28 protein-coding genes, 1 tRNA gene and 2 pseudogenes are annotated in these 22,755 nt (G+C 68.4%); 17 read left to right on the top strand and 14 right to left on the bottom strand.

Annotation, left to right across the window (positions count from 1 at the left end; translation table 11 throughout):
* Window positions 1-56 precede the first annotated feature (56 nt).
* Complete coding sequence (locus FCN18_RS01010; RefSeq protein WP_206077783.1) at window positions 57-461, top strand: RidA family protein; 405 nt, start codon at window positions 57-59, stop codon at window positions 459-461.
* Here the strand turns inward: FCN18_RS01010 and FCN18_RS01005 are convergent.
* From FCN18_RS01005 to FCN18_RS00990, 4 genes and pseudogenes are all read right to left on the bottom strand, one after another.
* Window positions 462-1,018 (bottom strand): annotated as a pseudogene (locus FCN18_RS01005) (transposase); the annotation flags it as partial. It abuts the gene before it with no gap.
* Between the two features lie 50 nt (window positions 1,019-1,068).
* Window positions 1,069-1,920 carry a class I SAM-dependent methyltransferase gene (locus FCN18_RS01000; RefSeq protein ID WP_112265627.1) on the bottom strand — a complete coding sequence of 284 codons (852 nt, stop codon included), beginning with the start codon at window positions 1,918-1,920 and terminating at the stop codon, window positions 1,069-1,071.
* Window positions 1,921-1,924: 4 nt separating this feature from the next.
* Complete coding sequence (locus FCN18_RS00995) at window positions 1,925-2,290, bottom strand: VOC family protein (protein WP_112265625.1); 366 nt, start codon at window positions 2,288-2,290, stop codon at window positions 1,925-1,927.
* A gap of 1 nt (window position 2,291) precedes the next feature.
* Entirely contained in the window at window positions 2,292-2,474 is a 183-nt protein-coding gene (locus FCN18_RS00990; protein WP_112265623.1) for a ribbon-helix-helix domain-containing protein, read from the bottom strand.
* A gap of 250 nt (window positions 2,475-2,724) precedes the next feature.
* Between FCN18_RS00990 and FCN18_RS00985 the strand changes: the two genes are divergently transcribed.
* Entirely contained in the window at window positions 2,725-3,285 is a 561-nt protein-coding gene (locus tag FCN18_RS00985) for a GrpB family protein (RefSeq protein WP_137092810.1), read from the top strand.
* 2 nt (window positions 3,286-3,287) lie between these two features.
* Here FCN18_RS00985 and FCN18_RS00980 read toward each other — a convergent pair whose 3' ends face one another.
* Together FCN18_RS00980 and FCN18_RS00975 are read right to left on the bottom strand one after the other, a co-directional pair.
* Entirely contained in the window at window positions 3,288-3,503 is a 216-nt protein-coding gene (locus FCN18_RS00980; protein WP_137092808.1) for a hypothetical protein, read from the bottom strand.
* 36 nt (window positions 3,504-3,539) lie between these two features.
* The gene (locus FCN18_RS00975; RefSeq protein WP_113644497.1) at window positions 3,540-4,187 is read right to left on the bottom strand and encodes a hypothetical protein; all 648 of its coding nucleotides are present in this window, start codon (window positions 4,185-4,187) and stop codon (window positions 3,540-3,542) included.
* 46 nt (window positions 4,188-4,233) lie between these two features.
* Here FCN18_RS00975 and FCN18_RS00970 point away from each other — a divergent pair, with 46 nt between their 5' ends.
* The 9 genes from FCN18_RS00970 (at window position 4,234) to FCN18_RS39635 (ending at window position 10,796) form a co-directional block, all read left to right on the top strand.
* On the top strand, window positions 4,234-5,052 hold the full coding sequence (locus FCN18_RS00970) for an SDR family oxidoreductase (protein ID WP_112266701.1): 819 nt from the start codon (window positions 4,234-4,236) through the stop codon (window positions 5,050-5,052).
* Between the two features lie 3 nt (window positions 5,053-5,055).
* Complete coding sequence (locus FCN18_RS00965; protein WP_137092805.1) at window positions 5,056-5,784, top strand: class I SAM-dependent DNA methyltransferase; 729 nt, start codon at window positions 5,056-5,058, stop codon at window positions 5,782-5,784.
* A 146-nt stretch (window positions 5,785-5,930) separates the two neighbouring features.
* Window positions 5,931-6,284: an SAV_915 family protein gene (locus FCN18_RS00960; RefSeq protein ID WP_137092803.1), complete on the top strand. Its 354-nt coding sequence runs from the start codon at window positions 5,931-5,933 to the stop codon at window positions 6,282-6,284.
* Window positions 6,281-6,565: a hypothetical protein gene (locus FCN18_RS00955; RefSeq protein ID WP_112265611.1), complete on the top strand. Its 285-nt coding sequence runs from the start codon at window positions 6,281-6,283 to the stop codon at window positions 6,563-6,565. The genes FCN18_RS00960 and FCN18_RS00955 overlap by 4 nt, the downstream gene beginning before the upstream one ends.
* Window positions 6,566-6,587: 22 nt before the next feature.
* On the top strand, window positions 6,588-7,847 hold the full coding sequence (locus FCN18_RS00950; protein ID WP_137092801.1) for a WXG100 family type VII secretion target: 1,260 nt from the start codon (window positions 6,588-6,590) through the stop codon (window positions 7,845-7,847).
* Between the two features lie 161 nt (window positions 7,848-8,008).
* The gene (locus FCN18_RS00945) at window positions 8,009-8,479 is read left to right on the top strand and encodes a hypothetical protein (protein WP_112265607.1); all 471 of its coding nucleotides are present in this window, start codon (window positions 8,009-8,011) and stop codon (window positions 8,477-8,479) included.
* Between the two features lie 201 nt (window positions 8,480-8,680).
* Window positions 8,681-9,403, top strand: coding sequence for a hypothetical protein (locus FCN18_RS00940; RefSeq protein ID WP_137092799.1), 723 nt, complete (start codon window positions 8,681-8,683; stop codon window positions 9,401-9,403).
* 676 nt (window positions 9,404-10,079) lie between these two features.
* Window positions 10,080-10,352, top strand: coding sequence for a hypothetical protein (locus FCN18_RS00930; protein WP_137092797.1), 273 nt, complete (start codon window positions 10,080-10,082; stop codon window positions 10,350-10,352).
* A gap of 258 nt (window positions 10,353-10,610) precedes the next feature.
* Complete coding sequence (locus tag FCN18_RS39635) at window positions 10,611-10,796, top strand: hypothetical protein (RefSeq protein ID WP_206077781.1); 186 nt, start codon at window positions 10,611-10,613, stop codon at window positions 10,794-10,796.
* Between the two features lie 80 nt (window positions 10,797-10,876).
* Here FCN18_RS39635 and FCN18_RS00920 read toward each other — a convergent pair.
* Window positions 10,877-10,950 (bottom strand) — tRNA-Gly (locus FCN18_RS00920).
* Window positions 10,951-11,070: 120 nt separating this feature from the next.
* On the opposite strand from FCN18_RS00920, the gene FCN18_RS00915 reads away from it, so the two are divergent.
* Window positions 11,071-12,306, top strand: a complete 1,236-nt coding sequence (locus FCN18_RS00915; protein ID WP_137092795.1) for an oxygenase MpaB family protein — start codon at window positions 11,071-11,073, stop codon at window positions 12,304-12,306.
* A 19-nt stretch (window positions 12,307-12,325) separates the two neighbouring features.
* Window positions 12,326-12,907, top strand: a complete 582-nt coding sequence (dcd, locus tag FCN18_RS00910; RefSeq protein ID WP_112265588.1) for a dCTP deaminase — start codon at window positions 12,326-12,328, stop codon at window positions 12,905-12,907.
* A gap of 161 nt (window positions 12,908-13,068) precedes the next feature.
* Here the strand turns inward: dcd and FCN18_RS40665 are convergent, their stop codons facing one another.
* On the bottom strand, window positions 13,069-13,452 hold the full coding sequence (locus FCN18_RS40665; RefSeq protein WP_323808341.1) for a hypothetical protein: 384 nt from the start codon (window positions 13,450-13,452) through the stop codon (window positions 13,069-13,071).
* 7 nt (window positions 13,453-13,459) lie between these two features.
* On the opposite strand from FCN18_RS40665, the gene FCN18_RS40660 reads away from it, so the two are divergent.
* Window positions 13,460-13,810, top strand: coding sequence for a CAP domain-containing protein (locus tag FCN18_RS40660; protein WP_323808340.1), 351 nt, complete (start codon window positions 13,460-13,462; stop codon window positions 13,808-13,810).
* Here the strand turns inward: FCN18_RS40660 and FCN18_RS00900 are convergent.
* From FCN18_RS00900 to FCN18_RS00880, 5 genes and pseudogenes are all read right to left on the bottom strand, one after another.
* On the bottom strand, window positions 13,807-14,571 hold the full coding sequence (locus tag FCN18_RS00900; protein ID WP_112265584.1) for a crotonase/enoyl-CoA hydratase family protein: 765 nt from the start codon (window positions 14,569-14,571) through the stop codon (window positions 13,807-13,809). The two genes, FCN18_RS40660 and FCN18_RS00900, sit on opposite strands and share 4 nt — an antisense overlap.
* Window positions 14,562-16,186 (bottom strand): annotated as a pseudogene (locus tag FCN18_RS40810) (acyl-CoA dehydrogenase family protein). The gene FCN18_RS00900 and the pseudogene FCN18_RS40810 overlap by 10 nt, the downstream one beginning before the upstream one ends.
* Entirely contained in the window at window positions 16,170-16,775 is a 606-nt protein-coding gene (locus FCN18_RS00890) for a TetR/AcrR family transcriptional regulator (protein WP_112265580.1), read from the bottom strand. The pseudogene FCN18_RS40810 and the gene FCN18_RS00890 overlap by 17 nt, the downstream one beginning before the upstream one ends.
* A 50-nt stretch (window positions 16,776-16,825) precedes the next feature.
* Window positions 16,826-17,566, bottom strand: coding sequence for a DUF742 domain-containing protein (locus tag FCN18_RS40000; protein WP_228713544.1), 741 nt, complete (start codon window positions 17,564-17,566; stop codon window positions 16,826-16,828).
* A gap of 143 nt (window positions 17,567-17,709) precedes the next feature.
* The gene (locus FCN18_RS00880; protein ID WP_112265578.1) at window positions 17,710-19,998 is read right to left on the bottom strand and encodes a (Fe-S)-binding protein; all 2,289 of its coding nucleotides are present in this window, start codon (window positions 19,996-19,998) and stop codon (window positions 17,710-17,712) included.
* Between the two features lie 148 nt (window positions 19,999-20,146).
* Here FCN18_RS00880 and FCN18_RS00875 point away from each other — a divergent pair, with 148 nt between their 5' ends.
* Both FCN18_RS00875 and FCN18_RS00870 read left to right on the top strand, forming a co-directional pair.
* Window positions 20,147-20,476, top strand: a complete 330-nt coding sequence (locus FCN18_RS00875; RefSeq protein WP_112265576.1) for a DMT family transporter — start codon at window positions 20,147-20,149, stop codon at window positions 20,474-20,476.
* Window positions 20,473-21,033 (top strand): TetR/AcrR family transcriptional regulator, encoded by a 561-nt coding sequence (locus tag FCN18_RS00870; RefSeq protein ID WP_110334131.1) that lies wholly within the window; start codon window positions 20,473-20,475, stop codon window positions 21,031-21,033. Before FCN18_RS00875 ends, FCN18_RS00870 begins: the two co-directional genes overlap by 4 nt.
* Window positions 21,034-21,249: 216 nt before the next feature.
* On the opposite strand, the gene FCN18_RS00865 is transcribed toward FCN18_RS00870, so the two are convergent.
* Window positions 21,250-21,789, bottom strand: coding sequence for a YbhB/YbcL family Raf kinase inhibitor-like protein (locus FCN18_RS00865; protein ID WP_112265574.1), 540 nt, complete (start codon window positions 21,787-21,789; stop codon window positions 21,250-21,252).
* Between the two features lie 184 nt (window positions 21,790-21,973).
* Between FCN18_RS00865 and FCN18_RS00860 the strand changes: the two genes are divergently transcribed.
* The gene (locus FCN18_RS00860; RefSeq protein ID WP_137092791.1) at window positions 21,974-22,639 is read left to right on the top strand and encodes a DUF4097 family beta strand repeat-containing protein; all 666 of its coding nucleotides are present in this window, start codon (window positions 21,974-21,976) and stop codon (window positions 22,637-22,639) included.
* Window positions 22,640-22,755: the final 116 nt, after the last annotated feature.

Here is a 22,755-nt window from a genome sequence, read left to right as displayed (position 1 = left end):
CGCAGGCAACGATGCGCGGCCCGAATTCGGTTGCGGCCGCCGATAGCGTTCCAACCGTGACAGCTGCCGTCCGACTCATCCGTAGTGCCCGGTTGTCGTCCGTCGCCGAGTACGCCTACGCCTCCGCGGTGTCCCTCAAGGCCGATCGCCTGATCTTCGCCGCGGGCGCGTGCCCGCTTGACGCCGAGGGCAACACCGTCGCACCCGGTGACTTCGCCGGTCAGGCCCGCCAGGTGATGGACAACCTCGAGATCGCGCTCGCGGAGGCCGGCGCGAAGCTCGGCGACGTCGTCAAGACCACCGTGTACGTGGCTTCGGCGCGCCAGCCCGACCTGGTCGCGGCGTGGGAGGTGGTGCGTGACCGTTTCGGCGAGCACGACGCGCCGAGCACTCTGCTGGGCGTCGCGGCGCTGGGCTACGACGACCAGCTGGTCGAGGTGGAGGCCGTAGCGGCGGTTTAGGCCGCGGTGGCCGTGGATGGCAAGTTGGACCTGCCGTCGGCAGCGGTCGAGTGCGTCGCCGGCCAGGCGGACGACGTGGAAGGGGTCCATGACCGCGACTGCGTCGGGGAGCTGCTCGGTGGTGGCGGTCCTGAAGCCGGTGAAGCCGTCCATCGCGACGACTTCGACCGTGTCGCGCCACGCGGTGGGACGTTCGGCGAGCCAGGTCTTGAAGGCGTGCTTGGAGCGGCCTTCGACCATGTGGAGCAGCCGGGCGGGGCCGGAGCCGTTGCGGATGCCGGTCAGGTCGATGATCACGGTGACGTACTTGTCGCCTCGGCCGCCAAGGCCGTGTCCTGCCGCAACACATGCCCACAGCCGGTGCACCGGTAGCGGCGCACGAGCACCACCAACATCGTCGGACGCCAGCCCAGCGGCTCGTGTGCCAACCGGCGGGTCACGGTGTCGCGTGGGCTTCCCTCGCAGCCGCAGCGTCGGAACCACTGATCGGGCTCGACGACCCCGCACGTGAGGACGGCTCGGTCGGGTTCGAGGCGTGCAAAAGTAGCGCCAGGCAAGTCGAGGTCTTCTGGATGGGCAGTTCGAGATCCTCGGGAAATCTGGACTTCTACTCTGGACTGAGGTGATCCCCACCGGCTGTGGCGATCACGAGGTCTTCTCCTCCGACCGGGCTGAGGCCATCGCGGCGGTGGGCGAAGTAGCGCTCGTGCAGCGCGGTCGAGGTCACGACTTCGACCTCGGCGAACCCCGCCTGGCGGGCAAGACCGGCGGCCTGGTCAGGTGTCAACAGGCTCAGCCAGGGATGCCCGGAGGCGGCGGCGCCCTTCGCGGCGCCTTCGAGGATGGGGCGGACCTCGGGCGGTGCCATCTCGATCGGTCGTGAGTAGCTGAACACCATGATCGAACCCGCTGCCAGCGAAGCAGGCTGGCGTAGCGTCGTCGAGATCGCCTCCGGTGTGAGGTACATGGTCACACCGAGCATCGAGACAACCGTTGGCACTGCGGGATCCAGTCCGGCCTCGACCGCTTTGTCGAGCCACGATTCACCGGCTTCAAAATCGACAGGCACCAGGTGCAGCCGCGTCGAGTCGAAAAGCCCGAGCTGCACGAGCCGCGCCCTCTTCCATGCCTGGGTCGCGGCCGCGTCGATCTCGAAGACACGCACAGGGCCCTTGTGTCGCTGAGCGAAGGTGTCGAGGCCGGCGCCAAGGATGACGTACTGGCCCGCACCAGAGGCGATCACCGTGTCCTCGACGGCCCTGGCTCGGGCGACGATCGAAGCGCGGTTGGCGCGCGTCCGTGCAGGGTCCATGTCTGGACGTGCCCGCCACGTTTCATCCACCCCCGCGATCTCGACCCCGATCGCGTCGTCGAGAACGTGCGGTGGATCGTCCACCAGCGTGTGCAGCCCTCGCCACAGCGCCGTACGCACTGCGGTGGAGTCGGGTTCCTCGGACACGCCCTCAGGCCTGTTCCGATGTGTGGCCGCTTAGCGGCGCCTGGAGGCCCCACACGCGCCCGTCGGGATCGCGCAGGGTGGTCATCATGGTTCCGAAGTGCGTCGGCTCGAACGGGCCTTCGAGGCCAAGGTCCTTCAGTTGCTGCTCGGCTGCTTCGGCGTCGGCGATCCTCAGCACTAGTTGCATGCCCGGAGTGCGGTCCTCGGGAATCTCGGCGATGAACACCGGCGGCCCGACCTTGCTGCGCAGTTGGCCGGACTGATGATCGGTCTCGAACTCGATCTCGTACCCCAATGCCTGGAAGAACCGGGCCGCCTTGCCCCAGTTGTGCGTCTCCAGGAACAGAGCCTCAATGCCCTCGCTCACCATGTCAGTTCTTCATCCTCTCGCTGGATCCGGGTTGTGAGCCGTCTGCTTGGTCCAGATAGGTCGCCAGTGCCTCAGTCACGATCGAGCTCAGCGATCGCTCCGATTCGACTGCGTGGTGCTTGACGCGCTTGATCAGCTCCACCGGCAGGTACACGTTGAACTGCTTGACCTCATCGGTGCTCACGTCGCGATGCTAGCATGCTAGGAACCTAGGTTAGGAGAGACGGCCGGCGCCGATCCGCGAGCGGAGCGATCGCGTTGCCGCTTCCAGAAGCACTGGCGATCCGGGCCGATTCATCCGAGTTGTTCGCCTGGAAGGAGTCGCCGCAGTTCTAAGCAATCGAAAGCAGCCGGCGGACCAGCGCTACACCCTGAACTGTGATGAGCCCGAAAACCGGCCAGGACATGATCTCAACCTGCTTGGAGGTACACCGATGTCCGAAGAACTCGACGACGAGAAGCTGTCCGGCATGCTCGTGCGCGGGCTCAGCCCGACCACGGTCACCCTCGCCGACTACGACCCCGCCTGGCCTGCCCACTACGAGGCCCGCGCCGCGGAACTGCGCAGGATCCTCGGCGACCGGGCGAGGCTCATCGAGCACATCGGCTCGACGTCCGTGCCAGGGCTTGCGGCGAAACCGATCATCGACATCGTGGTGGGCATCGCCGATCCCGACGACGAACCGGCCTACCTGCCTGCTCTCGAAGCGGCGGGCTACGACCTGCGGGTGCGGGAACCAGGCCACCGCTGCTTCCGCGCGGGCGAGCCCGACGAGCCCGTGAACCTTCACTGCTACCCGCCCGACCACGTCGAGGTGCACCGGTACCTGGCCTTCCGTGACCGGCTCCGCGCCGACGCGGGTGACCGCGAACTGTACGAGGCCACCAAGCGCGAGCTGGCCCAGCGCGAATGGCGGGACATCAACTACTACGCCGAGGCCAAACGCCCGGTGATCTTCGAGATCCTCGCCAGGGCGGGCTGGCGGGAGCCGTAGCGTCACAGCTCGACGATCTCGTCCCAGAGTCCGGGAAATCCTTGGCGCTCCATGTAGGTGCCGAAATCGACGAAACGACGGACATCGAGGTCAGCGTCGGGCGGCCACACGGCGTCGCACTCGTCGCAGATGCGGATCAGTTCCTGCGTTCGAACGATCTTGGCCGTAAGGACAACGCCCTGACCGTGGCATCTGGGGCACGGGACCGCGTCACTCATGTTCGACATCTCCGGTTGGGCTGGGTGGAGCCGTAGCTACTCGGTGACGGTGAACGGCAAGGCGGGTGTGAGCAGGCTGCGGCCGTCGTCCAGCGCGACGACGGTGCGCAGGGCCCACTCGCCCGGCGGGATGGCGTAGCCGAGCGCCCGGTCTAAGCTCGCCGTGCCGACGAGCAGCGGGATCACCCGCGTTGCCCCACTGGGGACCTTGAAGCGGACGTACGGTCCACGGTGCGCACCGGCAAACCCGCCGACCACGTGATGGGTTGCGGGATCAACGACCACCGCCGTCAGGTGCCTGCCCGTTCGGACCGTCACACTCTGGTCGGTGTGGTTGGTGAGGCGCAGCCCGTGCCTGCCCGTGTGGCCGGACCTGATGGACAGCGGTCCGTTCAGCTCAACGGTCAGTTCGGCAGAATCCCCGAGCGGCGCATCGGGCACCGGCACCGGAACCCGGGCGCCGCGCGGTGGGAAGGACAGCGCACCAACGGTCAGTTCGACGTCGTCGCCGAACCGGGCATGCAGCTCCTCGGCCACGCTCAACGCCCAAGGCGCGAGCTGAACGCCGAACGGCGGCAGCCGGTGGTCGTCAACGCGGGTATCGGGAAACCTGGTCAGCGGGCAGGGCTTCTCGTCGAGCAACCGGTTCAGCTCGACCTCGAGCGAGTCCCAGACAGGGTGCACGTTCAGCGGGTCTCCATTCGGCCGGCCGCATGTCATGATCGCGGCGATGAGTGAACTGGAACGAGATCCCCGTCCGCTGGAGGGCCGGGTCGCGGTGGTGACCGGGGTGAGCAGGCGCGGTGGCATCGGGTACGCGATCGCCCGCCGCCTGGCAGTTTACGGCGCGAGCGTGTTCCTGCAGCACTTTCAGCCGCACGATCGCGAGCAGGACTGGGGCGCCGACGATCTCGACGCGGTGCTGGACGGCGTGCGCTCGTGCCTCACCGGCAGTGCCGCGAAGGTCGCGCACGGGCACGCCGATCTCGCCGAACCCGAGTCACCGCAACGGATCGTGGACGCGGCCGTCGCCGAGTTCGGGCACGTGGACATCCTGGTGTGCAATCACGCGCTGACCGGTGCCGACGGGCCGCTCGGCGAACTGTCCGCCGTCGAGCTCGACCGGCACTGGGCCGTCGACGCCCGGTCCTGCATCCTGCTCGCGCAGGCCTTCGCCAACCAGCACGACGGTCGCGAAGGCGGCGCTGCGATCTTCCTGACCTCGGGGCAGAGCCTCGGCCCGTTGCCGGGCGAGGTCGCGTACGGGGCCGCGAAGGCCGCGCTCGAAGGCATCACGGTCACGCTCGCCGATCAGTTGGCGGATCAGGGAATCCGGCTCAACACGGTCAACCCCGGCCCGGTCGACACGGGTTACCTGACCGAGGACATGTGGCGCATGGTGGCCCCGATGTTCCCGTTCGGCCGTTACGGCGAGCCGGACGACCCGGCGCGGCTGATCAGCTGGTTGGTGACCGACGAAGCCCGTTGGGTGACGGGTCAGGTCATCAACACCGAGGGCGGCTTCGGCCGCTGGCGCCCGAGGGGTTGAGCGGTGCCCCGGTTCGAGGATCCGGCTTCCTATGGCGAGGCGTGGGCGTCGGTGTACGACGATCGGTTCGGTGGTTCCGACGTGGCGCCCGCGGTCGAGCTGCTGGCGAGCCTCGCGCAGGACGGGCGGGCGTTGGAGCTGGGGATCGGCACCGGCCGGGTGGCGGTGCCACTCGCCGCGCGTGGCGTCGAGGTGGCCGGCGTCGATGCCTCCGAGGCGATGGTGGCGCGGATGCGCGACAAGCCGGGCGGCCAGGCCATCCACGTCACCGTCGGCGACATGGCCGATGTGCCCGTGGAGGGGTCGTTCCGGCTGGTCTACGTGGTGGCCAACAGCTTCTTCGCCTTGCTCACGCAGGCCAGGCAGGTCGATTGCTTCCGCGCTGTGGCCCGGGTGCTGCAGCCCGGCGGCTCGTTCGTGCTGGAGTGCTTCGTCCCAGACCCTGGACGGTTCGATCGCCACGTCCGGCCACTGGCGGTGACAGGGGAATCGGCGAGCTATGAGATCGCGCGGCACGACCCGGTGCACCAGCGCGTCGACTCGCAGCACGTGACCGTGACCGAACAGGGAAACCAGCTGCGCCCGGCGGCGCTGCGCTACGCGTGGCCTGCGGAACTCGACCTGATGGCGCAGCTGGCGGGCCTCCGGCTCGGGCACCGCCACGGAGACTGGGACCGCCGACCGTTCGACGCCACGAGCACGAAACACGTGTCGATTTATCGCGCCCGCTGACCGCAGTCGCCCCTTCGGTCGCTTTTCGTCAAGACCCGGGCACGTTGCGTCACGTCGTGTTAGCCCCCCGCCGAAGACCATGGGCATCAGGTTGCCTGGTCACAGGGTGTGTATCTCTGAACTGGGACACGACGAGGGGAGACGACGTGCCCGGCGACGACTCGACAGCACGGAATGTCCCGACTCCGCCGGTGATCGGTTTGGACGAGGGCGCTACGGAGACGGACCTGGTCTACCTCCCGTCCGAACGGGTGCGACAGGGGGATGCGGAAGCGACCGTCGAGCTCCGGCGCCTCGAGGACGGGCGGCTGGTCGTTCTCGCGTACACGTCAGTGGAAGCGCTCGTCGAAGGATGCGGCGAGCGGCAGCCGTGGCTCTCGGTGCGCAGCGAATACCTGGAACAGATCGTCAGTGGCAGCGGGGCGACCGAAGTGCTGTGGAACGCGGTGCTGCCCGACGAACAACGGCAGGAGGCGCCCGTTTCAGGGGGACAGTCGTGAACGGATACGCAGCCGACCCTGGAGGCCTGGACGGCATCGCCTCGAAGCTTCGCAACGGCGCCAACTCCTTGGAAGAAGGAGCGGCTTCGCCGCCGCCACCTCCCGACGCGGGTGAGATCAGCGGAGTTGTCAACGGGCTCGTGGGTGCCTTGTCGACCTCGCTCGCCGGTGTGGTCGAAGGATGCGGTGCCGCCGGTGATGCCGTCGACTCGGGCCGTGAGGCGTACGAAACGGCCGAGCAGGACAGCCGCGCCGATGTCGAGAAGGCCGGCGGACGCTGAGAAAGTCTCTGGGGGGACAGCGATGCCGAGCGATACCGAGATCAAGTCGAATGCGGCGAGCATCCGCACGGTGGCGCAGTGGTTGTCGACCCGAGCCGGTGAGGCGCACGGAACGGGTTCGCAGGTCTATGGAGCCCGTGGTGACTCGGAGTCGACATGGACTGGGCCTGCGTCGGACGGCTTCCGGTCGACGATGACTCGGTTCGGTCAGCAGATCGATGGACTGGTCGGTGACCTCAACGGCACCACTGCCGCGCTGAACTCGCACGCCGACGACGTCGACACGGCGAAGTCGCGGATGTCTCAGGCACTCGAGATCGCCCGCGCGGGCGGCCTGACCGTCAACGGCCACATCATTGAGGAGCCCGGGCCGGCACCGGCCGCTCCGGCTCCCCTGCCCACCGACAAGGAACCGACGCCACGTCAGCAGCAGATCCACGACCAGGCGACGCAAGCGCAGTCCGCTCATGCGCAGCAGGTCAAGGCGTACGTCGAAGCGGAACGCGTCGCGACCCCGGCGCGCCAGAGCTTCATCGATTCGCAGAACACCTTCGTCAAGTTCGCGAAGGGGTACGCGGAGAAGGCGCCGATCAACATCGCGGACATCTCGACCGGACTTGCGGGCGCGGTCGCGCAGCGCACGAGCAACTTCCGAGCCGCGGCGAGGGCCATGGACCCGGCGATCGAGCGGGCTGCGGCCTACGCCAAGAGCGGTCGGACGAATCCGTTCGCGCAGGTGCGCGCCGATGCCCTGGAGATCGAGCGGCGGCTCGCCAAGCAGGCGGAGCTGAACAAGGCGGTGGCGACGCGAACGGCCCGTATGGTCGACAGACTTCCCTCCAATGTCAAATCCATATTGACCACAAACCTTGACTTCAAACAGGCGCAGAAACCAATTGCGAATCATATTTTGCGTGGAGCGACAAAGGTAGGAAGTAAGCTTCCGATTGTGGGCGGCGTCATCACCGGTCTTGGGATCGGACTCGACATCGCAGGTGGCAAGGACGCGCCGACCGCGGTGTCTTCCGGTGTTGGTGGCTTCGTTGCTGGTTCGTTGGCTACCGCGGGGATCGCCGCCGCTGGAGGGCCAGTAGGCTGGGCCGTCGCAGGTGGCGCAGTGGTCTCGGCGGGAGTCGGCTTCGTTATTGAAGAGTGGGGTGACGATATCGCCGACATGGCAGGTGACGCGGTGGATTGGGCCGGAGATCGCCTCTCCGACGCAGGCAACATGATCGGCAAGGCGGGAAAGGCCGTCGGTGACTTCTTTGGCGACCTGTTCTAGGCGTTCGTATGGATATCTCTAGCCTTCCCCCGAAACCCGACCTTCTGACGGGTGAGCCGCGCCCGCCTCGTGCTCCATTGGATGCGGAAGGCGCCAAACCTGGTCGCCGCCAGGGAGCCGCAATCTCGAAGGTAATGCAGCCGCCGCCTGGCGAGGGTCGAATGCTCGAATGGTTCTACCCTGACCGCACGGGACGTTTGATGGCGGGTCTTACCTTGACCCTGATCGGCGTTGTCTTTTGTGTGATCAGGGAGGGTGGATTTGGCTGGGTTGGGTACTGGTGGATCTGGTTGATATTGCTACCGTGGCCATTCGTGTTCCTGCTGACCGGGCGAACTGGAAGAATGTCCGCCGGGGCCGATTGGCTCGGCATAGGCAAGGATATCTTCATCAAGACATATGAGTTGACCACGGTGAAAGTATTTGTTGACGGCGCCGCGCACGTCATCGACATGACCGATAAACAAGGCGGGTCCGTGCGCGTGAAGACCTTTGCTTTGCAGCAGAACCACGAGCTATGGGACCTGGTCTACAACGGGATCTTGCATTCGGTGCATGCGGGCGGGGCCGAGACCAACAAGCGTGCGAGGGAGTACCTGTTGCTTGACTTCCCGCCGCATCTGCGCGCTTGAGACCGTTCGTGGCGCGGCGAATGGCACGACACGCCAATTCGTCGGGGCACCGGCGTGATGGGTGTGGTGAGACTCCGCCGATTCTGCACGTGGCGGGCGAATGGCGCTGTTAAAGCCGATGCTCGCCCCGCTGTGCTGTCACGCCGGACGGATCGGCGAATCAGCACGTCCATGCTAGATCCGTGCAGTACGCTTGCCCGGATGGGGAATGCGCTCGCCGTCATTGCTGCGCTCACGTCGGTCAGCGGCGCCCTCGTCACGGTGGTGTTGGGTGCCCGGTTTGAGCGTCGCAGGCTGCTCGAACAGCGGCGGCAGGAACGCCGGGACCACACTGACCGGTACAGCGGGCCACTACTGGCCGCCGCCTCCTCCTTGGCGAGTCGGCTGCGCAATGTTATGGATCCTGAGCAGGTCAAAGAGTTCAGCTCCGAGGACGAACAACGTGGCCAGCGATATCTCGGCTACGCGATCAATGAGACGCTGTACCGCATCGGCAGGTATCTGTGCTGGGTGCACATCACATCGCGCCACGTCCGGGTGCTCGATATGGGTAACGAGGAACGGAACCGTCAGCTGGTGCGTCGGCTCGCCGCCGTGCAGCGCGCGATCTCCAGCAGGGACGGTGACCTCACGTTCATGTTGCTCGGGGGCGAGCAGTGGGCCCTGGGTGAGCTGATGGTCGATCCGGATCGTCCGGCCGATGATCCCGGCTGCATCAGCTACGTCAAATTTGTCGACCGGCTCGACGACCCCAAGTTTGCCCGCTGGTTTCAGTCCCTGAAGCAGGACATCGCGGCCTACATATCGGACCTCGAGCGGGCGCGGCCACGGCTGACTGCGATTACGGAAGCACTCGACGACCTCATACTCCTGCTTGATCCCCGCGGTATCTGGGTGCCGTTCGACGAGAGCATCGACGCCTGACGCCTTTCCGGTCGCGCGTGGGTTCCAGGGCTTCGCTGGTAGGTAGCGGCGGGCTTGCGCGCCGCCCCTTGACCCATGTCGCTGCTGTTCACCGGGCCCGGGACGGCACCGCGTTGCGTCGGCCCACTTCAACCAGCGGTCCAAGTGGACCAAGGTCGCAGTGGATATGGGCTTCGCCGGGCCACACTTCCATGCCCTCCGCACGCTGGGAACATCTGAGCGTCCAAGGCCGGGTCTTCGACCATGGACCTGATGCGCTGATGGGCAGAGACGACATGCGTGCGGCGTTGATCTATCAGCGAGTCACGAGCGATACCGACTAGCGGATCGCCGGCCGATTGTCAGGAGGCGTCCACTCGCAGAACGATGACGACCGGCCGATGGCGCCGCTGATGCGCCCGTGCCGGTTCGCTATGGCACGTTAATGGCACGCGAGCCGAGTTGATCGCGAAACGACGATGGCCCAGGTCCGAAGTAGACAACATCTGACCTAAGCCTTCGCTACGAGAGCGGATGACGGGAATCGAACCCGCGTTCGCAGCTTGGAACCAGCGTGATCATGCTGGAAAGTGGTCCTGACCTGCGGGCGAGTATGTGCGCGGGGCGCCGCTGTTGACCGTGGTTGACCGGCCTTAATGGCCCGCTAATGGCCCGCGTGCAGTCTAGGCTCACGTGCATGCTTCACATTCAGGATTACGAGAAGATCGCCGCACTACTGGCCGATGTGACCAAGGCAGATGTCTGGCAGATAGTTCACTCATATCGCGCCCACCGAAGACGAGCAGACGGCACCACCATCGAGATCACGATTGAGGTTCTCCGAGGTGAGCAGCGCGGCCTTGTTGTCGTCGCCCGGGACGAAAACGGCCGGTCGGCGACACCAGGCGAGCCAACCTGGGATCTACAGGCAGCGATCGCAGCCACCGATTGGTCCGCGCTCGGTGTCTGAGGCTGGGCCCGCCCGTTCCTCCCCGGCCCCTTCGCTCTGGCGGCCGGTTCAAGGGTGAGCGCAGCTCATCGCGTAGCGACGCCGTAGGCGCCCTTGATGCGGGCGGCTCGGCGTAAGACGATCACCGGGCGAGAAGGGGGCCTGCGAGATGACGCGCTGGTGCCAAGGGCCTCGCTGGTTGGTGGCGTGCGGCGGGTGCGCCGGCCGGAGCGTCAGCGGGAGGCCGCGCGGTTTCCGGCGGCGGCGCGCGAAGCGCGGATGGGTCACAACGACTTGCGGGCTGCGCTTATCTACCAGCGGGCCACGAGCGATGCCGACGAGCGGATCGCCGACCGGTTGTCGGAGCTGGTGGACAAGCACCGGCAGGGCACGGACGCGGCCAACTCACAGGACGATGACGACCCGGACGATGGGGCGGCTGGCGCGGTCGTGCCGGTTCGCTAATGGCCCAGTCGACGAGTTGATCTCCGAAAGCAAAACCCCCAGGTCCACATCAGACGGTGTGTGACCTGGGGGTTTCGACTTGGAGCGGATGACGGGAATCGAACCCGCGTTCTCAGCTTGGGAAGCTGATGTTCTACCATTGAACTACATCCGCAGAGCACCGAAAGCATACACGGTGCCGATCTCTCGCTCGCCACCGCCTTCCCCTTCTTGACTACTTCGGCGCAAAGTGACAACACTTGTTGTCTGAAGTCGGCGCGGGTAGGTGAGTGCGATGGCGGACGAGCGGTTGCCGGATCCGGAGTTGCTGCGGCAGGGGGGTTTCCGGCTCGCCACCAGGTTGTTCGCTCCGGGCGATCTGCGGGGCACCGAGCGGCAGGTGCGGCGGTTGCGCGAGCATGCACAGGCCGAGGATCCCCTCGCCGACGCCGTCGTCGCCATGATCGACGAGTTGCCCGCCGGTGAGGGGCGGCGACTGTTCGAGCGGGCGTTGCTGAACGGCATCGACAGCCTCGACGATCCGCCTCCGGCGTTGACCGACTTCTTCCGGGACGTCGAGGCCACGCCGTACTGGGCCGACCAGGAACGGATCGAACGGGGTGCTCGCGCCATCGCCCGCACCGGCATCCTCGGCCTCTTCCCGCTCGGCGACATGTCGCTCATGGGCGGGTACCTCGCGTCCAGAGCGACGAAGGCGCTGGTCGGCACCGGTGCCATCGAGCGAACGGCGAGCAGGCGCCTCGTCGAGACCGCCAACTGGTGGATCGACGTCACCACGCCCGGCGCGCTACGGCTCGGCGCACACGGCTACGCCTCCGCCCTGCGCGTCCGGCTCGTCCACGCCCACGTCCGCGCCGCCATGAACCGCCGGCCCGACTGGGACTACGCCGCCTGGGACCGGCCCGTCAACCAGGTACAGACCGTCGGCACGCTGTTGCTCTTCTCGCTCGTCTACGTGCTCGGCATGCAGTTGCTCGGCGTCCGCTACACCGACCGCGAGCGCGCCGACATCATCCACCTCTGGCGCTACGTCGGCTGGCTCATGGGCGTCGACGAGGAGATCCTGCCCGCCACCGAGGGGGACGCCTGGCGCCTGCTCTGGCTGCTCGCGACCACCGAGTTCATCCCCGACGACGACTCGAAGCGCCTCGCCGCCGCGCTGCTGGCCTCGCACGCCCAGGTCGGTGCCGGACGCGGGGCCGTCGGCAAGGTGCTCTCCCATGTCTCCGTTCGCGTCCATTCCTCGATCAGCCGACTCGTGCTCGGCAAGTCCAACGCCGACTTCCTCGGGCTGCCGAACGACCCCATCGCACAGGGCCTAGTGCTGGCGGCGGCCGCGACCAACTTCGCCGCGGAGACCGTTCGCCAGTGGGTGCCCGGCGCCACGGTGCTGCAGGAGCTGATCGGCGACGCAGGGAGGCGGCGGTACGCGGAGCGCCTCGGCAAGATCTTCCGCGTCGACACCACCTACGCGCGGCACATGCGCACCGAGAGCCAGCCCGCGGCCTGAGCCCGGATAGGGTGGGCGCGTGCTACTGAGTGATCGCGACCTCCGCAAAGAGCTCGACTCCGGGCGGCTCGGGGTGGAGCCCTTCACACCGAAGATGCTCCAGCCGTCGAGCATCGACGTGCGGCTCGATCGCTTCTTCCGCGTGTTCGACAACACGAAGTACACCCACATCGACCCGCAGCTGCAGCAGGACGAGCTGACCTCGCTGGTCGAGAAGGCCGGCGAGGACCCGTTCGTGCTGCACCCCGGCGAGTTCGTGCTCGGCTCCACGTTCGAGCTGTTCACCCTGCCGGACGACCTCGCGGGCAGGCTCGAGGGCAAGTCGTCGCTCGGCCGTCTCGGGCTGCTCACCCATTCCACCGCCGGGTTCATCGACCCCGGCTTCACCGGGCACATCACGCTCGAGCTGTCGAACGTGGCGAACCTCCCCATCACGCTCTGGCCGGGCATGAAGATCGGCCAGCTGTGCCTGTTCCGGCTCACCAGCGCCGCCGAGTTCCCCTACGGCTCCGCCGAGGCCGGGTCGCGTTACCAGGGGCAACGCGGGCCGACGCCCAGCCGCGCCTACAAGAACTTCGACCGAATCGACACCCGTCGCTGAGAAAATCACGCCAGGTTACAACGCAAATGCGGCACAGATAACGGTTCAATAACTCACGCTTTGGTGGTAGCTTCCGCTCTTGTGCCTACCCCGAGTTCACGCATTCGATCACTTTTAGTGATGGTGAGTGTGCTCGTGGGTGTCGCGGTTGCGGCGGGTGGTCACCTGTTGTGGTTGCGTCCGCCGGGCGGCGAATCCCCCGTCGCTCTGCCCGGCAGATCCGCGGACGATCCCCTCAACGGTTCCATCCGACGTTCCGGCCCCAACCCGGCCTCGTCGGCTCCGGTCACGGAGTCGACCTCGGCGGCGCCCACGCAGCCCTCCAGCACCACCACCTCCCCCGAAACGCGACAACCCGCGCCCGCCAACGGGCAGACGACGCGATCCCCCACCCCGGACTCCTCGTCCGCCAGCGAGTCGTCGAATCCCCCGCGCTCCCCACACTCCCCGCCGAACCGACCCGCCCCGACCACCAGCGACCCCGAATCCTCCTCCCAGAGTCCCAGGACCGAGTCGTCCTCCGGCGGCAACTCTCCGTCGTCCACTGCGAGGGTGGTCGACCTGGTCAACGACGAGCGCGCGGACGTGGGCTGCGCGGCCGTCACCGTCGACAGCAGGCTGGCCAGGGCCGCGCAGAGGCACAGTGACGACATGGCCGAGCGCGAGTACCTCTCGCACACCTCACCAGACGGCACCACCTTCGACGAGCGGATCCGCGACGAGGGCCACCCGAGGCCCGCCGCGGAGAACATCGCGATGGGCCTTTCCAGCCCGGAGGCCGTCATGGACGCGTGGATGTCCTCCGACGGCCACCGCCGCAACATCCTGAACTGCGACATCACCACCATCGGCGTCGGCGTGAACTCCGACGGCTGGTACTGGACGCAGAACTTCGGCTACTAGAAGGCTCCGTGTCGTCCGGCGCCGGAGGCGAATCGGCGGGCCCCGTCGAGCGCCCCTGCGCCGAGCGACACGAAGCCGTGCCGCAGCTCGCCGGCCATGGCCTCCTCCTCGGTGAGGCCGTCCTGTTCCAGCAGCGACAGCCTGTCCTCGCGCAGGCAGACCTGCGGGAACGCGGCGAGCTGGGCGGCGAGCTCCTCGGCGGCCGCACGCGCCTGCCCGGTGGGCACGACGCGGTTTGCAAGGCCCATCGCCAGCGCCTCCCGCGCGGGCACCGGGCGGCCGGTGAGCACCAGGTCCAGCGCCCGGCTCGTGCCGATCAGCCTCGGCAGCCGCACGGTGCCGCCGTCGATCAGCGGCACGCCCCAGCGCCGGCAGAACACCCCGAACACGGCGTCCTCCTCGGCCACCCGCAGGTCGCACCACAGCGCGAGCTCCAGCCCGCCGGCCACCGCGTAGCCGGAGACGGCCGCGATCACGGGCTTGCCAAGGCGGAGCCTGGTCGGGCCCATCGGGCCGTCGCCGTCCTCGGTCACCTGGTTCGACTCGGGCGTGCCGAGCGCCTTGAGGTCGGCTCCCGCGCAGAACGTGCCGCCCTCGCCCCACAGCACGGCCACGTGCGCGCTGTCGTCGGCGTCGAACTCGCGAAACGCTTCGGCCAGCGCCGCCGCGGTCGGGCCGTCGACGGCGTTACGCGCCTGCGGCCTGCTCAGCACCACGGTGGTGACGGTGCCGTCACGCTCCACTCGCACGCTCACGGCCACACCCTCGAGTTGATGGCGTGGGTGTCGACACCGGCGGGCAGCGTGCCGAAGGCGATGCCCCAGTCGCCGCCGAGGCGGGAGGCGCAGAACGCGTCGGCGACGGCCTTGTCGCCGTGGCGCACGAGCAGCGAGCCCTGGAACACCAGCGCGAGCAACTCCACCACGCGCCGCGCGCGGAACTCGACGTCAGTGAGGTCGGCCAGCTCCTTGCGCACCCGGCCGATCGCGTCGTCGAGCCGGGGATCGGCGCCCTCGGCTTGCTCGACCTCCGTGAAGAACGCCTCCACCGAGTCGGGCTGCTTGCCCATCGCGCGCAACGCGTCGAGCGCGGCGCCGTTGCCGGAGCCCTCCCAGATCGAGGACAGCGGCGACTCGCGGAAGAGCCGGGGCATGCCGGACTCCTCGACATAGCCGTTGCCGCCGAGGCACTCCAGCGCCTCGGCCGCGTGCGCGGGCGCGCGCTTGCACACCCAGTACTTCGTCACCGCGAGGGCGAGCCGCCGCAGCGCCTCCTCCTGCCGGTCGCCCGCGGCGGCGCGGTCGCTCGCCCCGGCCAGCCGCAGGGCCGCCATCGTCGCGGCCTCCGACTCGACGGCGAGGTCGGCTAGCACGTTGGTCATCAGCGGCTGCCGGTCGAGCGCCTGGCCGAACGTGTGCCGGTGCCGCGCGTGGTGTGCTGCCCGCACGGCGCCGTAGCGCAGGCCGGCCGCGCCGCCGATCACGCAGTCGAGCCGCGTGTTGTTGACCATCTCGATGATCGTGCGGACGCCCCGGCCCTCCTCGCCGACGAGCCAGCCCACCGCCTCGTCGTACTCGATCTCGGCCGAGGCGTTGGACCGGTTACCGAGCTTGTCCTTGAGCCGCTGCAGGTGGATGCGGTTGCGGGTGCCGTCGGGCAGCACGCGCGGCAGCAGGAAGCACGACAGCCCGCCCGGCGCCTGCGCGAGCGTGAGGAACAGGTCCGACATCGGCGCGGAGGTGAACCACTTGTGTCCGGTGAGCACGTAGCCGCCGTCCCCTGTGGGCCGTGCGGTGGTGGTGTTCGCCCGCACATCGGAACCACCCTGCTTCTCGGTCATCGACATGCCCGCGATGAGGCCGCGTTTGGTGCTCGGCTCGCGCAGGCCGAAGTCGTAGACGTTCGCGGCGAGCAGCGGCTCGTACGCCGTGGCCAGGTCGGGGTTGTGCCGCAGCGCGGGCACGGCCGAGTAGGTCATCGAGATCGGACACGTGTGGCCCGCTTCGATCTGGCTCCAGACGTAGAACTTGGCCGCGCGCGCGACGTGTGCGCCAGGCCGGTCCTGCCGCCACGGCGCCGCGTGCAGCCGTGTGAGACGGCGACGTCCATCAGCTCGTGCCAGTGCGGGTGGAACTCCACCTCGTCGATGCGGTTGCCCACGCGGTCGTGGGTGCGCAGCTTCGGCGGGTTCTCGTTGACGAGCCTGCCCCACTCCTGCACCCGCTCGGTGCCGGCGAGCACGCCGAGCTCGTGCAACTCGGCCTCGGCCCAGCCCGCCCCTTCGCGGCGAAGGCCCTCCAGCAGCGTGGGGTCCTCGGCGAGGTCGTGACCCGCCAGCAGCGGCACCTGGTTGGTTACCTCATGGGTGGGTGGCATCTGTCGCTCCTAGCGCGCGAAGGGTGAACGTGCACAGCTCGGACACGGCGTCCGTGCTGTCGGAGGTGAGCGGGCCGGTCAGCACCTCGGCACCGGCACCGATGATGGCGGCGGCGGTGATCTCGGCGTCCTGCGGCGGGAGGATGCCGGTGCGGACGCCCTCGGCGACCCGGCGTGCCACGACGTCGCGGAAGGCACGGCGGAAGACCAGCCGCTGCTCCTCCACCGGCGCGTCGACCGGTTCGGCGAGCAGCGCGTAGGCCAGCCGCGGGGCCTTGAGCGCCCTGCTCGCGAAGGTCTCCACCACGGCGACCACACGCTCCGGCGCAGTGCCGGGCTGCTCCGCGGCCAGCTCGACGGCCTGTACCTCACGCGTCACCACGAGCCGGAACAGCTCGGCGACCAGCTCGGCCTTGCCGGGGAAGTGCCGGTAGACGCTGCCGGTGGCGACGCCAGCCTGCGCGGCGACGGCAGACATGGAGCACCCGGCGTAGCCGCGCTCGGCGAGCAGCTCGATGGCTGCGTCGAGGATCGCGGCCCGCTGGGAGTCCATGCGGGCCTGGATCCGGGGAGTGCGCCGGTACACCATGCAAGAAGTGAAGCACCGATTCACTTCTTCAGGCAAGCGTCGGCGCTGGTTCAGAGGTTGTGCAGCCCTTCGAGCACGCGCTGCATCAGCGTGAAGTCGGGCCGTCCGCCGTAGTTCGCCGTGCTGCTGTGCACGTGGACGAGCCCCGCCTCGGCCAGGTCGCTCAGCAGCACACGGGCGACGCCCAGCGGCACGGACAACAGCGCGGCGACCTCTGCCACCGACCGCGGCTCCATGCACAGCCTGCGAACCGCCTGGTACTCGGAGCTGAGCTGTTGGGCGCCCCACGGCGCGTCCGGGATGGTGGAGATGAGGGTCTCGACGGCGAGGTCCTGACGCGCGTGCGTGCGGCCCCGCGTGAGCACGTACGGCCGCACCCGCAGCCGGTGCTCCTCCATCGGGTCGACGCCGTCCTCGTCGGAGTCCTTCGCGGTGGCGAACACGCGCTCGCTGCGCGGCGGCGGTTTCCCGGCGGGACGGAAACGAGGCTCGGGCTCGGGTGGCGGATCCGGCGCGGCAGGAGGCTCGGGCTCGGGCTCCGGCTCCGTTGCGGCCCCCGCTTCCTCCTTCGCCAGCTTCTCCAGCCGGGAAGCGGAGGGAAACCGGCCGCCGGTGTAGCCGACCCTCGTCGACTTCCGGCCCTTGCGCTTTCGCTTCGGCGTCTCCTCGACGGGCTCGGGCTCGTCGTCACCGAACCGGGCACGTTGCCGGGACGAGGGAAAGCGCGCACCGGTGGGACCGACGTCGGTCTCGTCGGTCTCGTCCGGTTCGTCGTCGCCGGGGGTGCCCATGCCTACGCTTGTCCGCCCTGCCTGCAGAAGTCATGCAGATCTCGCTTACCTCGCGGGCAACGTCGGCTGCGAGGAGGGACCATGCTACTCGGCATGTCCACCGCCACGCTGCTTAGCGGCGCCTCCGGCGACGACTCATTCGGTTACTTGTCCTCCTCGGCCTGCGCCGTGCCCGTCGGCGCCTCGTCGGTCGGCACGTCGGCGCGGCCGTCGGCCTCGGCCTCCCCGCCGCTCGTGGCGGCGCCGACCGGCACCGGCACCTTCTGCTCGCCGCGCTTCACCGCGGAGAGCAGCAGCTGGGCGACGTCGACGACCTCCACCTTCTCGCTTGCCTTGCCGTCGTTCTGCCGCGACGTGACGCCGTCGGTGAGCATCACGCGGCAGAACGGGCAGCCGGTCGCGATCTTGGAGGGCGCGGTGCCGAGCGCCTCGTCCACGCGCTCGACGTTGATCCGCTTGCCGATGCGCTCCTCCATCCACATGCGGGCGCCACCGGCGCCACAGCACATGGACCGGTCGCCGTGCCTCGGCATCTCCCGCAGCGCCGCGCCGGACGCGCCCACCAGCTCACGCGGAGCCTCGTACACCTTGTTGTGCCTGCCCAGGTAGCACGGGTCGTGGTAGGTGACGTCCTCCGCGATCGGCGCCACCGGGGTGAGCCGCTTCTCCCGCACGAGCCGGTTGAGCAGCTGCGTGTGGTGCACGACCTCGTAGTCGCCGCCGAGGTCCGGGTACTCGTTGGCGAGGGTGTTGAAGCAGTGCGCACAGGTCACGACGATCTTGCGCTTGGTCTGCTCGACATCCTCGAACACCGAGTTGAGGACCTCGACGTTCTGCTGCGCGAGCATCTGGAACACGAACTCGTTGCCGGCGCGCCGCGCCGGGTCACCGGTGCAGGTCTCCTCGGGGCCGAGCACCGTGTACTTGACGCCCGCGATGTGCAGGAGCTCGGCGACGGCGCGGGTGGTCTTCTTCGCGCGGTCCTCGAACGCACCCGCGCAGCCGACCCAGAACAGGTACTCGGTGTCGCCGAAGTCCCCGTCGAACACCGGCACCTCGAAGTCCAGATCATCGGCCCAGGCCATGCGGTCCTTGGCGTTCTGGCCCCACGGGTTGCCCTTGTTCTCCAGGTTCTTGAACATCGTGTTCAGCTCGGTCGGGAAGTTCGACTCGATCATCACCTGGTAGCGGCGCATGTCGACGATGTGGTCGACGTGCTCGATGTCCACGGGGCACTGCTCGACGCACGCGCCGCAGGTGGTGCACGACCACAGCACCTCGGGGTCGATCACGCCGCCGTCGTCTCCGATGAGCGGGCGCTCGGCCTCCGCGATCGCGAGCACGTCGATGCCCGCGTACGGGTTGTCGCCGGTGAGGCCCACCTCGTCGCCCGCCATGTCCTTCTTGCCGCCGGCGAGCAGGTACGGCGCCTTGGCGTAGGCGTGGTCGCGCAGCTGCGTGATCACGAGCTTCGGCGACAGCGGCTTGCCGGTGTTCCACGCGGGGCACTGCGACTGGCATCGGCCGCACTCGGTGCAGGTGGAGAAGTCGAGCCAGCCCTTCCAGCTGAAGTCCTCGACCTTGCCGACGCCGAAGGTGTCCTCGTCGGGGTCGGCCTCCTCGAGGTCGATCGGCTTGCCGCCGCTCATCATCGGCTTGAGCTTGCCGAGCGCGACGCCGCCGTTGTCCTCGCGCTTGAAGTAGATGTTGAAGAACGCGCTGAACCGGTGCCAGGCGACACCCATCGTCAGCGTGGTGCCCACGACGTAGAGCCAGATCATACCCGATAGCAGCTTGATCAGCGCCATGATCGACACGGCCGCCGTGCTCGTGGGCAGGAGCTCGGCTAGCGGCTGGGTGACGAAGCTCGACCACAGGGCCGGGTCCTCGATCCCGCTGGCGATCTTGAACGCCTTGACCCCGAGGATGCCGATGCCCTCGATGATCACCACAGCCTCGACGAAGTAGGCCTGCTTGAAGTTGGAGCCCGCGAACCGGGACTGCCGGTCGGCCCTGCGCGGGTGGTTGGCCTGGCGGATGATCGCGAGCGCGACGCCGCCGACCACGGTGCCGAGGCCGAGCAGTTCGAGCAGCAGCTGCCACGGCTCCCAGTGCCCGATGATGGGCCACGCGAAGTGCGGGTTGAAGGTCTCCCCATAAGCCTCGAACAGTGCGAGCGAGCCGAGGAGGAAGCCCCACATCACCAGCCAGTGCCATGGCCCGACGTGGCGGAGCTTGTTCATCCTCGTGTGCGCCGCGAACTCCTTGATCAGGGTGTTCAGGCGTGGCACGAACGGACCGTTGCGCGTCGCGTCCGGCTGCCCGAGTCGGATGATCCGTATCTGGCGCAGGACGCCGGCGACGAACACACCCCAAGCGACAACACTGACGGCAACGCCGATCACACCGAGCGTGATCTGCAGTGCACCCATGATCGGGCCTTTCGGTTCGGGACTTCGCGGTGGGTTTCGGGAGCCTAACCCTTCTTACTGATCAGTAATCGATGTCGCAGCGCGAAGTCCCACTGATGTGGTGGAAAACTCGCTACTATTGGGACTATCGTTCCGATACTCTCGGCGCATGGGCGCGTATCTTCTTTTCGCCGGTGCGATCCTCACCGAGGTGACGGCCACCATCTCGCTGAAGTTCTCACACGGCTTCACCAAACTGGGCCCGACGATCCTCGTCGTCATCGGCTACGCGCTCTCGTTCACGTTGCTGGCGCAGGTGCTCAAGGCGGGGATGCCGGTCGCCGTCGTGTACGCGATCTGGTCCGCGGTCGGGGTCGCGCTGGTGGCGATCATCGGCACGCTGTTCCTGGGAGAGACCATGAACCTGACGATGGTCGCCGGACTGCTGCTCGTGATCGGCGGTGTGGTGTTGCTCGAGGTGGGCAGGACGGCGCATTGAGGCAGCGGGTCGACGGCCGCAAGGTACGCGGCGAGAAACGGCGCACGGAGATCATCGAGGCCACGCTGCGGGTGATCGAGCGCGACGGCGTCGCCGGCGTCACCCACCGCACCGTGGCGAAGGAGGCCGGCGTGCCGACGACGTCGACCACCTACCACTTCGCGACGCTCGACGACCTGCTCATCGCCACCCTCATCGACTGCGCGAGGGACATGGCCACCGAGGTCTACTGGATGATCGACCGCGCGCGCTCGCGCGGCAGCCGGGGCGCCGAGGAGGTGGCGAACCTGCTCGCCGAGGCGCTCGGGCCGAGGCGGGGGCGCACGATGGCCGAGTACGAGTTGTACCTGCTCGCGGCACGCCGCCCCGAGCTGCGGCCCGCGGCGCGGCGCTGGCTCGATGTGCTGACGTCCATGGTGCGCCACGACGACGAGGTGGCCTTCCGCGTGTTCCTCGCGGGGATCGACGGGTTGCTCATCCAGGGCCTCATCGACGACGAGCCACCGACGGCAGAGGAGCTGCGGCCCGTCGTGGACTACCTGCTCAAGCCCCGCTGACTCAGGGCAGGGTGAGCCGCTCGACGGCCGTGCGGAGCGCGCTCGTCAGCTCGGCCGGGTCGGGGCCGAGCAGCATCCGCCGGATCCGCGGCACCACCGAGGGTCGGCGGTGGGCGCGGCGGCCTACGGACTGGCCGGATGGACCGTCACGCGCCTCACCGCCGCCGGACTGCTCGGGCTCGGGGCCCTCGGCTACCTCGGTCTACGCCGGAGGTCTCAGCCCTTGTTCTCGTAGACCGGCGTGAGGGTGGCCCTGGCCAGCGTGTGGCCGAACATGTTGAAGCCGAGGAACGCCGGCCGCGCGTCCTCGCCCACGTCGAGCGACTCCACGTCGAGAGCGTGCACCGCGAAGATGTAGCGGTGCGGGCCGTGTCCCGGCGGCGGGGCGGCGCCGAGGAACTGCCGCACCCCGCCGTCGCCCGCCAGCGTCCTGGCGCCCTCGGGCAGGCCGGAGCCGCTCGCGTCGCCCGCGCCGGAGGGCAGCTCGGTGACCGACGCCGGGATGTTGAACACCGCCCAGTGCCAGAAGCCGCTGCCCGTGGGGGCGTCCGGGTCGAAGCAGGTCACCGCGAAGCTCTTGGTCTCGGCGGGGAAGCCCTCCCACGCCAGGTGTGGCGAGCGGTCCTCCCCGCCCGCGCCGAAGATGCCGCTCAGATGCGGCGTCGCGAGCGTCTCCCCCTCGGCGACGTCGTTGCTGCGCAGCGTGAAGGACGGCACGGGCGGCAGCGATTCGTAGGGGTTCTGAGCTCGGGTCATGGGCTCTGGTCCTCCTCCAGCTCGTCGGTTTCGATGTGGCTTCTTCCCGGAAGGCTAGTGATCCGCTGCCCCGTCCGGGGGTAGGGACAGCCTCAGGGAGGAACCGGGGTTCACCCGGATGCCCCGGCGCCCCGCCGGGTCATAGCGTTGCCTGCGCAGAGATGTTGCGGCGGGAGGACTCAGCATGGGGCGCGCTGGACTGGCCATCGGCGGTGTGGCGTTGATCGGGGTGGGGATCGCGTTCGGGCTCGGCTGGTTCTGGCCGGCGACGGCGGAGGCGACGGCGACCGTGGAGCAGCGGATCAGCAGGGTCGAGCTGGCGGGCGACTCCGGCGACGTGCTCGTCCGCGCCGACGAGGGTGCGGAGACCACGACCGTCCGGCAGCGGTTCAGGTACCGCTGGGGCGAGCCGGACGAGGCGTACGAGGTGCGCGACGGCACGCTGACGTTGTCCGGCTGCGGCTCGTGGTGCTCGGTGGACTACGAGGTGATCGTGCCCGAGGGGACGACCGTGAGCGGGTCGGTCGACTCCGGCGATCTCACCCTCGACGGCGTGAGCGATGTCCAGGTCGAGGCCGATTCCGGCGACTTCACCGGCACGCGGCTGCGGGGCGCGGTCGACGTGTCCGTCGACTCCGGCGACGTCAGGGTGACCCTCGACGAGCCGCGCGACGTGCGCCTCGCGGCCGACAGCGGCGACGTGGAGGTGACCGTGCCCGACGGCTCGTACCGAGTCCTCGGCACCACCGACTCCGGCGACCGCGAGATCGGCGTGACGCAGGACCCGGACGCGTCGACCGTGCTCGACCTGAACACCGACAGCGGCGACGTCACCGTGCATGCCGCGTAGCCCGCGCGGGAACAAGAACGGCAGGCCAGTCGTTGTGCTGGCAGGAAGATTGAGTGAGCCCGGCTCAAGTCCTGGTTGACGGCCGCGAAGGGCTCCGGATACAACTTGAGTGAACC

Origin of the sequence: Prauserella endophytica, assembly GCF_005146945.1 — a bacterium.
GTDB lineage: Bacteria > Actinomycetota > Actinomycetes > Mycobacteriales > Pseudonocardiaceae > Prauserella_A > Prauserella_A endophytica.
This window is presented reverse-complemented; position numbering and strand designations above follow the sequence as displayed.